The 14,716-nt window shown below is 71.7% G+C and carries 10 protein-coding genes; 1 reads left to right on the forward strand and 9 read right to left on the reverse strand.

Annotated features, from left to right (window positions below; translation table 11 throughout):
* Window positions 1-51: 51 nt before the first annotated feature.
* The 9 genes from ASF37_RS02785 to ASF37_RS02825 form a co-directional block, all read right to left on the reverse strand.
* Window positions 52-1,812 (reverse strand): ABC transporter ATP-binding protein, encoded by a 1,761-nt coding sequence (locus ASF37_RS02785; protein ID WP_056579024.1) that lies wholly within the window; start codon window positions 1,810-1,812, stop codon window positions 52-54.
* Complete coding sequence (locus ASF37_RS02790; protein ID WP_055967095.1) at window positions 1,809-2,795, reverse strand: ABC transporter permease; 987 nt, start codon at window positions 2,793-2,795, stop codon at window positions 1,809-1,811. Before ASF37_RS02790 ends, ASF37_RS02785 begins: the two co-directional genes overlap by 4 nt.
* A complete protein-coding gene (locus tag ASF37_RS02795) occupies window positions 2,788-3,714 on the reverse strand; it encodes an ABC transporter permease (protein WP_055967092.1) in 927 nt (308 codons plus the stop codon). The genes ASF37_RS02790 and ASF37_RS02795 overlap by 8 nt, the downstream gene beginning before the upstream one ends.
* A 147-nt stretch (window positions 3,715-3,861) precedes the next feature.
* The gene (locus ASF37_RS02800) at window positions 3,862-5,487 is read right to left on the reverse strand and encodes an ABC transporter substrate-binding protein (protein ID WP_055967088.1); all 1,626 of its coding nucleotides are present in this window, start codon (window positions 5,485-5,487) and stop codon (window positions 3,862-3,864) included.
* Between the two features lie 204 nt (window positions 5,488-5,691).
* The gene (locus tag ASF37_RS02805) at window positions 5,692-6,639 is read right to left on the reverse strand and encodes an electron transfer flavoprotein subunit alpha/FixB family protein (RefSeq protein ID WP_055967085.1); all 948 of its coding nucleotides are present in this window, start codon (window positions 6,637-6,639) and stop codon (window positions 5,692-5,694) included.
* Window positions 6,640-6,656: 17 nt separating this feature from the next.
* Window positions 6,657-7,439, reverse strand: a complete 783-nt coding sequence (locus ASF37_RS02810; protein ID WP_055967082.1) for an electron transfer flavoprotein subunit beta/FixA family protein — start codon at window positions 7,437-7,439, stop codon at window positions 6,657-6,659.
* Between the two features lie 201 nt (window positions 7,440-7,640).
* Window positions 7,641-9,014: a hypothetical protein gene (locus ASF37_RS02815; RefSeq protein WP_056579027.1), complete on the reverse strand. Its 1,374-nt coding sequence runs from the start codon at window positions 9,012-9,014 to the stop codon at window positions 7,641-7,643.
* A gap of 61 nt (window positions 9,015-9,075) precedes the next feature.
* Window positions 9,076-11,961, reverse strand: coding sequence for a hypothetical protein (locus ASF37_RS02820; protein WP_156368111.1), 2,886 nt, complete (start codon window positions 11,959-11,961; stop codon window positions 9,076-9,078).
* 119 nt (window positions 11,962-12,080) lie between these two features.
* Window positions 12,081-12,860, reverse strand: a complete 780-nt coding sequence (locus tag ASF37_RS02825) for an enoyl-CoA hydratase/isomerase family protein (protein WP_082481880.1) — start codon at window positions 12,858-12,860, stop codon at window positions 12,081-12,083.
* Window positions 12,861-12,995: 135 nt separating this feature from the next.
* On the opposite strand from ASF37_RS02825, the gene ASF37_RS02830 reads away from it, so the two are divergent.
* Complete coding sequence (locus tag ASF37_RS02830; protein ID WP_082506349.1) at window positions 12,996-14,675, forward strand: maltotransferase domain-containing protein; 1,680 nt, start codon at window positions 12,996-12,998, stop codon at window positions 14,673-14,675.
* Window positions 14,676-14,716 lie beyond the last annotated feature (41 nt).

Below are 14,716 nucleotides of genomic sequence, written 5' to 3' on the forward strand. Positions count from 1 at the left end.
AACAGATGTTCGAACGAGTCAACCTGGTCCCACCCCCGAGCCGTCACCGGATCAGGCGTCGCCCGCCTCCACCACGCCGAGCGGGATCGACCCGCCCGGGATCGCGTCGAGGAGCATCCGCGTGTAGTCCTGCTGCGGGTTCTCGAACACGTCGGTCACGCTCGACTGCTCGACGACCTGGCCGTTCTGCATCACCAGCACGTGGTCGGCGATCTGCCGCACGACAGCGAGGTCGTGGGTGATGAACAGGTACGACAGGCCCAGCTCGCTCTGGAGCTCGTTGAGCAGGTTCAGGATCTGCGCCTGCACCAGCACGTCGAGCGCCGAGACGGCCTCGTCGCAGATGACCACCTCGGGGTCCAGGGCGAGCGCCCGCGCGATGGCGACGCGCTGCCGCTGCCCGCCGGACAGCTCGTTGGGGTAGCGCGTCATGACCGACGCCGGCAGCGACACCTTGTCGAGCAGGTCGCGGATCTTGGCCTCGCGCTCCTTGGAGGTGCCGATGTCGTGGAGCCGCAGCGGCTCCTCGATGGACCGGTAGATCGAGTACATCGGGTCCAACGACGCGTACGGGTTCTGGAAGACCGGCTGCATCTGCCGCCGCATCGCCAGCTGCTGCTTCTTGGACCGCAGGCTGGTGATGTCGACACCGTCGAACTCCACCGACCCGCTCGTGGCGTCGAGCAGGCCGAGCACCATGCGAGCCACGGTGGACTTGCCCGAGCCGGACTCCCCCACGATGGCGGTCGTGGTGCCGCGCTCGAGCCGGAACGAGACCTGGTCGACCGCCGTGAAGTCCGTGGACTGACCGGGGCGGCTGCCGCGGATCTTGAAGACCTTGGTGAGGTCCTTGGCCTCGATGATCGTGCTGGACCCCTCACCGAACTCGCCGGAGTCCGTCGCGACCTCGGCCGCGATCTCGGCCGCGGTCTGCACCGCCTGCTCGCGCACCTCGGCCCGCGCCTGGACCGACGAGAGCCGCTGCGAGGCGAGCGAGGGGGCCGAGCTCACGAGGCGCTTGCTGTAGGGGTGCTGGGGGTTCTGCAGGATCTCCAGCGCCGGGCCCGACTCCACGATCTGGCCGCGGTACATGACCACGAGGTGGTCGGCGCGCTCGGCAGCCAGACCGAGGTCGTGGGTGATGAGCAGCACCGCGAAGCCGAGCTCGTCGGTGAGCCGGTCGAGGTGGTCGAGGATCTGCTTCTGCACGGTCACGTCGAGGGCCGAGGTGGGCTCGTCGGCGATGAGCAGCTTGGGGCGTGCCGCGAGGCCCATGGCGATGAGCGCGCGCTGGCGCATGCCGCCGGAGAACTCGTGCGGGTACTGCCGCGCGCGTCGCTCGGCGTCGGGCAGACCGGCCTCCTCGAGCAGCTCGACCACGCGTGCGTCGGCCGCCTTGCCCTTGGCCACGCCGTTGGCCTCGAGCGACTCCTTGATCTGGGTGCCCACCCGCCACAGCGGGTTCAGGTTCGACATCGGGTCCTGCGGCACGAGGCCGATGGACGACCCGCGCAGCGCGATGATGTCGGACCGCTTGGCGTGGGCGATGTCCGTGCCCTCGAACAGGATCTGGCCACCGGTGATGCGCCCGGTCCCCGGGAGCAGGTCGATGATGGCGTGCGCCGTCGTCGACTTGCCCGAGCCGGACTCGCCGACGATGGCCACGGTCTGACCGGGGTAGACCGTCAGGTTCGCGCCGATGACGGCGGGGACGATCGTCTTCTTGTCGGCCTCGAAGCCGACGTGCAGGTCCTTGACCTCGAGCAGCGGCTGCTCGCTGGAGGGGCGACCCTCGGGGTTCGGGTTGCTCATCGCTTCTTGGCCTTCGGGTCGAGGGCGTCGCGCACGGCGTCGCCGAGGAGGATGAAGCTGAACACGGTCAGCGCGAGCGCGCCCGCGGGCCAGAACATGGTGCCCAGCCGCTGCCCGGCCCGGACCTGGTTCTGCGAGGCCGCGATGTCGTTGCCCCACGAGACGATGCTCGTCGGAAGGCCGAGGCCCAGGAACGACAGCGTGGCCTCGGCGACGATGAAGATGCCCAGCGAGACGGTGGCGGTCACGATGACCGGGGCCAGCGAGTTGGGGATCACGTGCCGCACCAGGTTCCGGCGCGGCGTGGCGCCCAGTGCGCGCGCAGCGTCGACGAACTCCTGCTGCTTGGTCTCGATGACCGCGCCACGAGCGATACGGGTGACCTGCGGCCAGCCGAACAGGCCGAGCGCGAGCACGATCGCCAGGACCGAGCCCCAGAAGCCGCGGTCGGGCCACACGTTGTTGAGGGCCGACAGCAGGACGATGGCGGCGAGCAGCAGCGGGATCGCGTAGAAGACGTCGGCGATGCGCGAGATGAGCGAGTCGAAGAACCCGCCGTAGAAGCCCGCGACCGCGCCCGTCACCAGGCCCAGCAGCGCGACGATGAGCGTGGTGAACACGCCGACCGCCACGGAGGCACGCGCCCCGTAGATCATGCGCGAGTAGACGTCGCAGCCCTGTCGGTCGAAGCCGAGCGGGTGCCCGGGCTCGCCGACCGCCAGGCTCTTGCCCGTCTGGCAGAAGCTCGGGTCGTTGCTCGTGAACAGCCCGGGGAAGGCGATCACGACGGCCAGGAAGACCAGCAGCGCGGCCGAGACGTAGAACAGCGGGTTCTTGCGCAGCTGCTTCCACGCCTCCTTCCACTGGCTCTCCGGCGGCGCGGTGGTGTCGAGTGCACCCACGTCGTGCAGGGGCGTGTCCTCCAGCCGGGCGAGGTACCGCTCCTGGCCGGGTCGTATCTTGGGCGAGCGGCCGTCAGGCATAGCGGATCCTCGGGTCGAGCAGGGCGTAGAGCAGGTCCACGACGAGACTGGTGACGACGTAGACGAGCACCATGATGGTGACGACGGAGACGATCGTCGGGGTCTCCCCGCGTCGCACGGCCTCGAAGGCCAGGTTGCCGACGCCGGGGACGTTGAAGATGCCCTCGGTCACGACCGCACCGGCCATGAGGCCGCCGAGGTCGGCGCCGAGGAAGGTCACCACGGGGATGAGGGAGTTGCGCAGCACGTGGCGCCGGTTGACCTGGCCGTCGGGCAGGCCCTTGGCACGGGCGGTGCGCACGTGGTCGGCCGTGAGGTTCTCGATGACCGAGGTGCGGGTCAGGCGCAGCACGTAGGCGAACGACACGAGTCCCAGCACGATCGCCGGCAGCAGGAGCTCCTGGAAGGTCGCCTGCGAGCTCACGAGCGCCGGTAGCGCCCCCAGCTTGATGCCGACGAGCAGCTGCAGCACGAAGCCGAAGACGAAGATCGGCACGGCGATGACGAGCAGCGAGACGACCAGCATCGTGGAGTCGAACAGCTTGCCGCGCCGCATGCCGGCGTAGAAGCCCGCGGCCACGCCGAGCACGGCCTCGATGACCAGGGCCATGAGGGCGAGCTTGATGGTCACGGGGAAGGCACGCTGCACCAGGTCGATCACGGGCTGGCCGCTGAACGCGGTGCCGAAGTCGAGGGTCAGCGCGCCCTTGAGGAACAGCAGCCACTGCACCAGGAACGGCTTGTCGAAGTTGTACTGCTCACGCAGCGCCTGGTAGGTGCCCTCGGGCACCGGCTTGTCGCCGAACAGGGCGACGATCGGGTCTCCCGGTCGCAGGAACACCATCGCGTAGATGAGCAGCGTGGCTCCGAGGATCACCGGGATCGCTTGGAGGAGACGCTTGCCGACGTACCACCACATGGGCAGAACTCCTTGTCTGAGGGGGCGGCGACACCGCGACCCGCCACGACGATACGCCGCGGGCGGAAGCGCCACCGAGGGACCCGGACACACCTGTGGGGCAACACCTGAGGTGTTGCCCCACGGGTGGTCGTGCGGGCGCCGGAGCTACTTCTTGGTGATGAGGTGCAGCTCGGGCTGGTTCTGCCAGTTGAACTCGACGTTCTCCACGTTCTTCGACGCGGCAGCGGCGACGTTGGAGTACCAGAGCGGGATGGCGGGCAGGTCCTTGAAGAGGACCTCCTGGGCCTGCGACTGAAGCGCGTAGCGCTTGTCCTCGTCGGGCTCGCCTGCGACCTGCTTCATGAGGTCGTCGAACTCGCTGCTGGAGTAGTCACCGTCGTTCGACCCGGCCTTGGTCTGGTACAGCGGGGCCAGGTAGTTGAAGATCGACGGGTAGTCGGGCTGCCAACCGGTGCGGAAGGCGGTCTTGATGGTGCGGTTGGTGACGTCGGTGCGCAGCTCGTCGAACGTGGCGTAGCCCTTGGCCTTGGCGTCGATGCCGAGGTTGTTCTTGAGCTGGTTCACGACGGCGTCGACCCACTCCTTGTTGCCGGGACCGTCGCTGTTGTAGGAGATCGTGAACGATCCCTCGAACTCGGCGATGTCGTCGGCCTGGGCCCACAGGTCCTTGGCCTCGGTGGCGTCGAACTGCAGCACCTCGCTGCCCGGGATCTCCTTGTCGAAGCCGGGCATGACCGGAGCCGAGAAGTCGACGGCCGGCGTGCGGGTGTCGTCGAAGATGTTCTTCGTGATCTCCTCGCGGTTGATCGCCTTGGAGATGGCCTGACGACGCAGACGGCCCTCGTCGTTGGTGCCGAAGCCGGCCAGGCTCTCGGGGATCGTGACCGAGCCGAAGACCGAGCCGGGCTCGGAGATGGCCTGGACGCTGTCGTCGGACTGGAACGTCGACAGGGCGCTCGGCGGCACGGCGTCGAGGACGTCGAGGTCACCGGTCTGGACGGCCGTGTAGGCGGTGTCGGGGTTCGTGAAGAACTTCAGCGTGACGCCACCGTTCTTCGGCTTGCGGACACCGTCGTAGGAGTCGTTCGGGACGAGCTTGATCTGGACGTCGTGCTCCCACGCGCCCTTGCCGTCCATCTTGTACGGGCCGTTGCCGATCGGGTCCTCGCCGTAGGCCTTGATGTCGTCGAAGGCCGACTCGGGCAGCGGGTAGAACGCCGAGTAGCCCAGACGCGCCGGGAAGTCGGCCTCGGGCTGGTTCAGCTCGATCGTGAAGGTCTTCTCGTCGACGACCTTGAGGCCCTCGAGCGTCTTGGCGGTCGGCTTCTCCTCCTGGACGGCGTCGAAGCCCTTGATCGGGTAGAAGAAGTAGCTGTTCAGCTGCTTGTTGGTGCTGAGGGCGCCGTAGTTCCACGCGTCCACGAAGGAGTCGGCGGTGACGGGGGTGCCGTCGGAGAACTCCCAGTCCTTGAGCTTGACGGTCCAGGTGACGTTGTCCTCGGACTCGATCGACTCCGCGACCTCGTTCACGCTCGAGCCGTCCTTCTGGTACGAGACCAGGCCGGCGAAGAGCAGGTCGATGGCGCGACCGCCACCGGTCTCGTTCGTCGAGGTGGGGACGAGCGGGTTCTGGGGCTCGGTGCTGAAGTTGGTGATGACCGAGTCGGTGGACCCGGAGTCGTCACCGCCCCCGCCACAAGCCGCCAGGACGAGGCTGCCCGCGGCGAGCAGGGCTACGCCCGCGACGCGAGTACGTCGGGAGAGACGCATGGATTCCTCCTGTGAAGATGGGTGCACGCAGGCGCGTGCGCCCCTATTGCTATCACCGCGACAGGGCCGCACGACAGAGCCGGACGACGTCTTAACCAACTTGGAACCTGATCCCGATGGGCCATTCCCCCTGGCTCGGTCGGACCATGGGACGCACGAGGGCCCCGGACCGTGTGGTCCGGGGCCCTCGTGGCAGGAGTGCGATCAGCCCTTGCGCTGGGCGATGCCCTCGGTGGCCTGCGGCAGGACCGTCTTCAGGTCGCCGACGACGCCGAAGTCGACGAGCTCGAAGATCGGCGCCTCGTCGTCCTTGTTGACCGCGACGATGGTCTTGGACGTCTGCATGCCGGCGCGGTGCTGGATGGCACCGGAGATGCCGTTGGCCACGTACAGCTGCGGCGAGACGGTCTTGCCCGTCTGGCCGACCTGGAAGCTGTGCGGGTACCAGCCGGAGTCGACCGCGGCGCGCGAGGCGCCCACGGCGGCACCGAGGCTGTCGGCGAACGCCTCGACCTCGGTGAAGTCGCCACCGGTGCCACGGCCGCCGGAGACCACGATGGCGGCCTCGGTGAGCTCGGGACGGCCGGAGGCGGCCTTCTCCTTGGTGGAGACGATCTTGGCGCCCTTGGCGGCGTCGGAGACCTCGACCGTGACGGCCTCGACCGTGCCGGCGCCCGAGGCGGCCTCGGGGGCCACGGAGTTGGGCTTGACGGCGATCACCGGGATGCCCTTGGTGACCTGGGCGTCCACGGTGAAGTTGCCGGCGAAGACCGACTGCGTGGTGGTGACGACGTCGCCGTCGACCTTCACGTCGACCGCGTCGGTGATGAGACCGGACTCGGTCCGCAGCGCGACGCGGGCGGCGATCTCCTTGCCCTCCGTGCTGGAGGGGACCAGCACGGCCGAGGCGGAGGAGTCGGTGACGATCTTGGTGAGCGCCTCGGCCTTGGGACCGACCAGGTACTCGCCGTAGACGGCGTCGTCGAGCTGGTAGATCTTCTCGGCGCCGTGCTCGGCCAGCGAGCCGGGGACGTCGGCGCCGAAGACGACGGCCGACGGCTCACCGATCTTGCGGGCGATCGTGAGGAGCTCGAGGCTGGGCTTGGTGGCGTTGCCGTCGACGACGTCGACGAGCACGATGACTTCGGACATGTCTCTGCTCTCCCTGCTCAGACGAACTTCTTGGAGGCGAGGAACTCGACGAGCTTGGAGCCGCCGTCGCCCTCGTCGGTGATGATCTCGCCTGCGGTGCGCGGCGGGCGGGGCTCGGTCGAGGCGACCTTCGTCCACGCGGCGTCGAGGCCCACGTCGGACGCGTCGACACCGAGGTCGGACAGGTCCCACTCCTCGACCGGCTTCTTCTTGGCCGCCATGATGCCCTTGAAGGACGGGTAGCGGGCCTCGCCGGTCTGGTCGGTCACGCTCACGACGAGCTTGCCCGTGCCCTGGACCTCCTGCGTGGCGACGTCGCCGTCACGCTTGATGGTCACGGTCTCGCCGTCGACGGTGATCTCGCCGCCGAGGGTGACCGCGGGCAGGCCGAGACGCTCGGCGACGAGCGTCGGGACGACACCCATGCCGCCGTCGGTCGATGCCATGCCGAAGAAGACGAAGTCGTACTCGAGCTTCTCGAGGGCCTTGGCCAGCACGAGCGACGTGGCGAACGCGTCGGAGCCGGCGATGGCCTCGTCGTTGACGTGCACGCCCTTGTCGGCGCCCATCTGCAGCGCCTTGCGCACGGCGTCGGCGGCGTCGTCGGGGCCGACGGTGAGGACGGTGACCTCGCCGTCGCCCTCCTCGACGACCTTGAGGGCCTGCTCGACGGCGTACTCGTCGAGCTCGGACAGCAGACCGTCGACGTTCTCACGGTCCACGGTGTTGTCGGACGAGTCGAAGGTGCGGTCGGCCGTGGCATCCGGCACGTACTTCACCGCGACGACGATGTTGGTCACGAGGACCCTCCTGTGGTCGGGGACGCGACGCTCGGCGTCGCGTGGTCGGGAGGTCCACCTTCCCACGTGGAGCTCCACGTGGTGAGGGCAGCCTTGCGTCGCAGGTTACCGGCGGGTTACAAGCGCGGCCACCCACACCGGCAATGGCGTCGGTCACATCGCTGCACGCCGCGTCGCCCGCGGTGCCGGCCGACCGCCGGCTCAGGCGTCGCGGCGGGAGAGCAGCGACGGCGCAGCCACCCCGACGATGAGGTAGACCACCGAACCGCCGCCGTAGGCGACGAACGCCTCCTTGGCCGCAGCGTTCTCCCCGGAGAAGGCGACCAGGCCACGCAGTGGTGCCGTGAGCGGGTCCGCGACCACGGCGACCGCCCGGAGCACACCGGCGTCGGCGTCGAAGCCGAAGGCGACGAGGAGGGCGGCGAGCGCCAGCAGCACCGAGGCCACCAGTCCGAGCACGCCGATCGCCACGCCCACCAGGGACACCACACGCGCCGGTCCGAAGGAGGAGGACTCCTGCGGCACCGACGGCGGCTCCGGCACGCTGTCGTCGATCTCGCGGGCCGGCGCCTTCTCGGCCCGACGACGCCGGGCCGCCTCGCCCTTCTCGGCGCGGGCCCGCTCCTTCGCCTCGGCCTTCTCGCGGCGACGCGCCACGGTGGCTGCCGCCGCTGCTCGGCGGTCGTCACCTCGACCGCCGCGGTCCACCGGTTCCTGAGAGGTGTGCTCGGACTCGCGCGCGTCGGCACGGGCGTCCTGGGCGTCGGCCTCGGTGACCTCGGTGGCCTCGGTGGCCTCGACGTCCTCGGTGGCCTCGAGGTCCTGGTGGGCGGCACCGACGGCGTCGAGGAGGGCCGTCTCCGCGGCCAGGTCGGCAGCGGAGCCGTCCTCGGACCGGGTCGTCGTCGACTCCTGCTCCGACGTGCCGTCGCCCGGCATCGGGTCCTGCGCGTCGGGGTCCTCGGGCGCAGCGTCCTGGTCCGCGACGTCCTGGGACGTGGGGGCGTCGGCTCGAGCGGTGGTCGGGCGTCCGGCCAGGGCGGCGAGGGCCGCGGCCTTGCTCTTCTCGCGGCGCTGAGCCTTCTGCTCCGCCGCCGCGCTCTCGGCCTGGCGACGTCGGTCCTGCTCGACCCGCGCGGCCGCGGCCTGCTCCTCGGCGAGCTGCCTCGTCCGCTCGTCCTCGACCTCCTGCGCCGCCCTGCGGGCCTCGGCCTGCTCGGCCTCGCGCTCCTTGGCCTCCGCCCGCTCGGCCGCCTCACGATCCTTGGCCTCGGCGCGCTCGCGCCTGGCACGATCCTTCTCGGCCTTGGCGGCGGCTCGCTGCTCCTCACGGGCTCGGCGCGCGGCAAGACGCTTCTCGGCCTTGGCCTGCTTGGCGGCTCGGCGCCGGTCCCCCGCGTCGCGGCGCGCGTGGTCACCGGGCTGGTCCTCCAGCTCGGCCGCACCGTCGTCGGACGAGCCGCCGTGCGTCGCAGCGATCCACGCGAGCGAACCCGGCACGAGGTCCTCGTAGGACCGCGTCGGGCGCGCGTCGTCGGTCGCAGGCGTCGCCTGCGCAGGCTCCGGGGTCGCCACCGGCTCGTCCTCGGGCGTGCTCGCCTCGAGTCCGGCGACGATCGCGCCGGCGGTCAGGTACTCAGGATCGGCGGATGACCCTTTTTTTGGTCGGGGGGACGGATCCCCCGGTCCCGTCGCTCACCTCCGGGGGGGTCTCGGTGCCCACGGACGGCTTCTCGTCCACGAACTCCCCCACCGACGGTTCCGAGAGGCTCTCGGAGAACGTCGGGGTGGCCTTGGCCGACTGGTTGGCCGCCACGATGTGGGACTGCGCCACCCGCTCGGCCTCGGCCTCGGCCGCCGCGACCCATTCCATGGCCGTCGCCTCGGCCTCGGCCAGCTTCTCCTCGGCGGCCGAGCGTGCGGCCGCCACGGCCTGGCTGAGTCGCTCCTGCGCGTCGCGCTTGGCCTGCTGGACGACGCGGTCCGCCTCGGCGCGCGCCTCCTCGATCCGTCGCCGCGCGTCGTCGTCGGCGCGCTGCGCCACGGTGCGGGCCTCGGCCTCGGCCTGCGAGAGGCGGTCGGCCGCCTGCTGCTCGGCCTCGGCCAGCTTGCGCTCCGCGGTGACGCGTGCCTGCTCGGCCTCCTCGGCCTGACGACGCGTGGCCTCCTCGCGAGCGGCTGCGGACGCCCGCGCGGCGTCGGCCGCCTCGGCCGCCACGCGCTCGGCCTCGGCCTGGGCGTTGCGGACGCGCTCCTCCGCGACCCGCTCGGCCTCGGCCAGCTGCGCGGTGGCCTGGTTGCGCTCCTCCTCGGCCTGGCGTGCGAGCTCGGCCACCTCGGCGGTGACGCGCTCCACGTGGGCCCGGGCCTCGTCGCGCTCGCGGGCGAGCTCGGTCGCCGCGAGCTCGTGCCGCTCGGCGGCCTCGGACGCGAGGCGCTCCGCCTCCGCCTTCGCGGCGGCCAGCTGGTCGCCGGCCGTGCGCTCGGCGTCGGAGAGCCGCACGGCGATGGCGACGCGCTCGGCCGCCACCTCCTGCGCGTACTTCTCCGCCTCGGCCTTCGCGGCGGCCACGTGCTCGGCCGACGTCCGTTCGGCATCGGCCACGACCTTCTCGGCCTCGAGCCTCACCTGCTCCAGCTTGGCCTCGGCCTCGGCACGCTCCTTCTCGAGCTGCTCGAGGGCCGCTTCGCGATCCCTCCGGGCACCCTCGGCGAGCTTCTCGGCCTCGGCACGGGCCTCGCTGATACGACGCTCGGCGTCCTGCTCGGCCGCGGCGAGCCGTCGCTGGGCGGCGTCCTCGGCGTCACGCTCACCCTGGGCGAGTCGTTCGGCCGCCTTGCGCGACGCCTCCTCCTCGGCGGCGGCGATGCGCCGCTCGGCCTCGGCCTTGGCCTCGTCGAGCCGCTCCTGCGCGGCCCGCTCGGCCTCGGCACGGGCGACCTCGACGCGCTCGTCGGCCTCCTTCTGCAGCTGCTCGATCTTCGCCGACGCCGCCTGGCGCTCGCGCTCGATCTCCGCCGTGACGCGATCGGCCTCCTCGCGTGCGGCGCGGACCCGCTCCTCCGCCGCCTGCTCGGCTGCGCGCAGTCGACCCTGCAGCACCTCACGCTGCTCGGCCTCGTCGGCGCGGATGCGAGCGGCCACCTCGGCGCGCTCCCTGGCCGCCTCCTCCATGAGGCGAGCGGCCTCGGCGCGCGCGGCGCTGACCCGCTCCTGGGCCGCGGCGCTGGCGGCAGCCAGCTTCTCGGCGAACGTGCTCGGAACCGCGGGCGGGGCCGGGCTCGCCACCGCAGCAGCCTCCGGTGCGGACGTGGTCGGCGCGGGGTCCTCGGGAGCGGGCGACTCGAGGCTCTCCGTCGCGGCGGCAGGAGCCTCCTCGGGCTCGTCGGCGGCCACGGGGCGGTCCTGCGGCGGCTCGACCGGCTCCGAGAGCGCGTCGACGTGGTCGTCGGTCGGGACCTCGGACGTCGGCTCGGCGTGCTCCACGACGGTCTCGTCCGGCGTGCTCTCGGGCTGTGTGCTCTCGGGCTGCGTGCCCTCGTGCGGCTGGGCCGCGACCGACTCGCTCTCCTCCGCCTCCGCAGCGGACTCGGTCTCGACGTCGGGGCTCGTCGCCCCGTCCGTCGCGGTCTCGGCAGGTGGCTGCTCGTCGGGCGCGGACTCGTCGGCCTGAGCGCGCTCGGGCTCGGCGCGCTCGGGCTCGGGGACCGCGACACCCTCGGCATGCGACGCCGTCACGGACTCCTTCGTGCCGGAGGCCTCGACCGGGTCGGCGTCGGCCGGTCGGTCGGTCGCGGCGGGCGTCTCCGGCTCGGCGAGGCTCGCCGCGGTGGGCGGCATCCACCGCCTCGTCTGCGGCTGCTCGACCGCTTCGGCCTCGGGAGCGGCGGAGGCGGGAGCCTCGGGCTCGACGGCGGCCGGATCGTCCGTGTCGTCCAGCAGCGCCGCATCGATGTGCTCGTCGTCGTTCGGGACCCGACCGGTCAGGGCGTCCGCGACCGTGGGCCGGGCCTCGGGCTCCGCCGGCGCCGCGGGGACCTGCGGCATCTCGGCGGTCTTCTCGGCCTCGGGCACCTGGCTCGCCGACCCGGCCTCGACAGCGCCGGTCTCGACGGGCGGAGTCTCGACGGGCGGAGTCTCGGCGGCTTGGGCCTCGACGGGCTCCGGAGCGGTGGGCTTGGGCTCCTGCTGCGCCGCCTCGGCCGGCTGCTCGGCGTCGAGCGCCTCCTCGGCCGTGCGCAACGCCGGCTCGACCGAACCGTCCTCGGAGCGGCGTCCGCGACGGGAGGCGCTGAACGCCCGTGCCGCGTTGCGCTCGCTGCGCCGCTTCTCGGCAGCCACCTGACGCGCGGCGCGCTGCGCTGCCCGCTTGCGTCGTCGGTCGTCCGCGGACCCGGAACCGCCCGCGTCGCTCGTGTCGGCGGCGTCGTCGCCGTCGGACTGCGCGAGCATGTCCGCCGCGACCTTCAAGGGGTCGGCACGCCGACGATCCTGTGGCTGGTTCGACCCTGAGTCGGTCATGACTCCCCTTCTTGGCGACACGGCGGCACGTCGCAGCACAGTATGCCCCATGCGCCTCTCGAGCCACGGACGTTTCGCGGCGATGTCGAGGCGTGAGACCTCGGACCGTCCCGTCCGGGTCAGGAACCGCTGAACGTGGCCTTGCCGGGACCGTTCTCGACGAACGAGTCCATGCCGGCGCTCCGGTCGTCGGTGGCGAAGAGGCCGGTGAACTCGATCCGCTCGATCTCCAGCCCCGTCTGCAGGTCCGTCTCCAGGCCGCGGTCGATCGCGCTCTTGGCCGCCCGCAGGGCCAGCGCCGGGCCTCCGACGAATCCGCGCGCCCACGCGAGCGCGGCCTCGAGCACCTCGTCGGCCGGGAGGACGCGGTCGACCAGACCGATGCGCAACGCCTCCTCGGCACCCACGAACCGTCCGGTGTAGACGAGGTCCTTCGCGATCGAGGGACCGACGAGGCGCGCCAGCCGCTGCGTCCCACCCGCACCCGGGATGATGCCGAGCAGGATCTCGGGCTGGCCGAGCTTGGCGTTCTCCGCGGCGAACCGCAGGTCGGTGGAGAGGGCGAGCTCGCAGCCTCCGCCGAGCGCGAAGCCCGTGACGACCGAGACCGTCGGCTTGCCGATGCTCGCCACGGCCCGCGTGAACTCCTGCAGCAGGTGGCCGTGGGCGACCATCTGCTGGTAGGTCATCGCCGCCATCTCCTTGACGTCGGCGCCCGCGGCGAACACCTTGGGGCCTCCGTGCAGCACCACCGCGGCGACATCGTCGCGGGTGTCGGCCTCACGGGCCACCTCCACCAGCTCGCGCTGCAGCTGGGCGTCGAGGGCGTTCATGGGCGGACGATCGAGTCGGATCACGCCGACTCCGTCGGTCACGTCGAGCTGGACGAGCTGCGTCACGCTGCTTCCTTCCGTCGGGCGACCACCCGAGGAAGGGGCCGCTGGTCCGTGGCCGCGAGCATAGGAGTCGTCGCGACCCGGGGCGGCATCGGGGGAACACGCCCGAAAGCCGCACGCACGCACTAGCGTGGGTCCATGGTCGCTCGGGTTCCGGTGCTGGAGGTCCGTCCGTGCCTGGACCGCGGCCGGTTCCCGGCCAAGGTCGTCCCCGGCGAACCGTTGCGCATCGAGGCGATCGTGCTGCCCGACGACCTCGAGGTCGGCGCCGCCGTGGTCCTCACCGACCCCGAGGGGAAGACGCGCGCCCCCGTGCCCCTGCGCCACCTCGGCGACCACCTGTGGTCGGCAATCGTCACCACCGACGTCGTCGGGGACTGGACCTACCACGTCGAGAGCTGGCAGGAGCCGCTGCGCAGCTGGGCGGCTCGCGTCGTCTCCGACATCGACGGCGGCGCCGACGCCGAGAACGTCCTCGCCCACGGCAGCGCGCTCGTGCTCGGCATCGGCGACCGCGATCCCGCCGCGCTGCAGGTGGCCGAGGACCTCCTCGACGACGCCGCACCGGCCCACGAGCGGCTGGCCGAGGCGCTCGCCTACGTCGCGTCCCTGCCCGACGAGATCGGTCGGCTGCACGTCGACAGCACGGATCCACTGCCGTTGCGCGTCGATCCGGAACGAGCCCTCGTCGGCGCCTGGTACGAGCTGTCCCCCGTGTCCACGTCCGACCTGGCCACCGTCACGGAGGAGCTCGCACGGGTCGCCGCCCTGGGCTTCGACGTGGTCCGGCTCCCTCCGCTGCACCCGTCCGCGTCCGCCAACCCCTGGGATGCCGGACCGGCCACCGGGGAGCACACCTCGGTGGATCCTCGCCTCGGCACCGTGGACGAGGTCCTGGAGCTCGTCGAGCAGGCACACCACGTGGGCCTCGAGGTCGCCCTCGAGCTCGCCTGGACCATCTCGTCGTCCCACCCGTGGCTCGCGCAGCACCCGAGCTGGTTCGTCCCCGCCGGAGACGACACCTGGCGGTTCGACCACGACGGGGACACCGGTGCCACCTATGCCGCGGTCCTCGACATGGTGACCACCTGGATCGGCCGGGGCATCAGCGCCTTCGTGGTGCAGGACGCGCACCGCTGGCCGCTGGCGCTGTGGGAGCAGCTGCTCCACGACGTCCGGGTCGCGGCCCCCGACGTGGTGCTGGTGGCCGAGGGCGATCCGTCGCCCGCGCAGGCGCACGCGCTGTCGCTCGTCGGGTTCCACCAGACCACCCCGCCGCTGCACCGGGCCCTCGGCGTCCACGACGTCGAGGAGGTCCTCACCGGGATCGGCCGCGGGTCGGTGACCCGCCCGCAGCTGCTGGCGTCCACGCGCCACCGGCGCTCGTCGGCCCTCACCGGCGGATCCGCGGCCACCTTCCAGGCCTGGGCCGCCGTCGCGGCGCTCGGCGGACCCGCCTGGGGAGTCAGCAGCACCTTCTCCCCCACCGACGACCCCGCCGACGAGACGGTCGCCGCGTTCCTCACCCGCCTCAACGAGCTGCGCCGGTCCCACCCCGCCCTGCGGTCGCGTCGTGGACTCGAGCTGCGACCGGTGCACCACGCCGGGGTGCTGGCCTTCAGCAGGACCTGCGCCGACGACGAGGTGCTCGTGGTGATCGACCTCTTCCCGGCCTTCTCCAAGACCGTGGGCGTGCAGACCACGCTGACCGGCAGTGACGGCCGGCTGCAGGACGAGCTCGACGGGTCCTGGCACGCCGCGGAGTCGATCCTGCTGGACCTCGAGCACCCGGTCCGGGTCCTCACGGGCCGGCGGTGACGCTCGCCCACGACGGCCGACGTCAGCGATGACGGCCGCAC

It is taken from the genome of Aeromicrobium sp. Leaf289, from assembly GCF_001423335.1.
GTDB lineage: Bacteria > Actinomycetota > Actinomycetes > Propionibacteriales > Nocardioidaceae > Aeromicrobium.

Coding starts and splice junctions, on each gene's coding strand:
- ASF37_RS02785 (WP_056579024.1), bottom strand. CDS start 1,812: ATGAGCAACCCGAACCCCGAGGGTCGCCCCTCCAGCGAGCAGCCGCTG.
- ASF37_RS02790 (WP_055967095.1), bottom strand. CDS start 2,795: ATGCCTGACGGCCGCTCGCCCAAGATACGACCCGGCCAGGAGCGGTAC.
- ASF37_RS02795 (WP_055967092.1), bottom strand. CDS start 3,714: ATGTGGTGGTACGTCGGCAAGCGTCTCCTCCAAGCGATCCCGGTGATC.
- ASF37_RS02800 (WP_055967088.1), bottom strand. CDS start 5,487: ATGCGTCTCTCCCGACGTACTCGCGTCGCGGGCGTAGCCCTGCTCGCC.
- ASF37_RS02805 (WP_055967085.1), bottom strand. CDS start 6,639: ATGTCCGAAGTCATCGTGCTCGTCGACGTCGTCGACGGCAACGCCACC.
- ASF37_RS02820 (WP_156368111.1), bottom strand. CDS start 11,961: ATGACCGACTCAGGGTCGAACCAGCCACAGGATCGTCGGCGTGCCGAC.
- ASF37_RS02830 (WP_082506349.1), top strand. CDS start 12,996: ATGGTCGCTCGGGTTCCGGTGCTGGAGGTCCGTCCGTGCCTGGACCGC.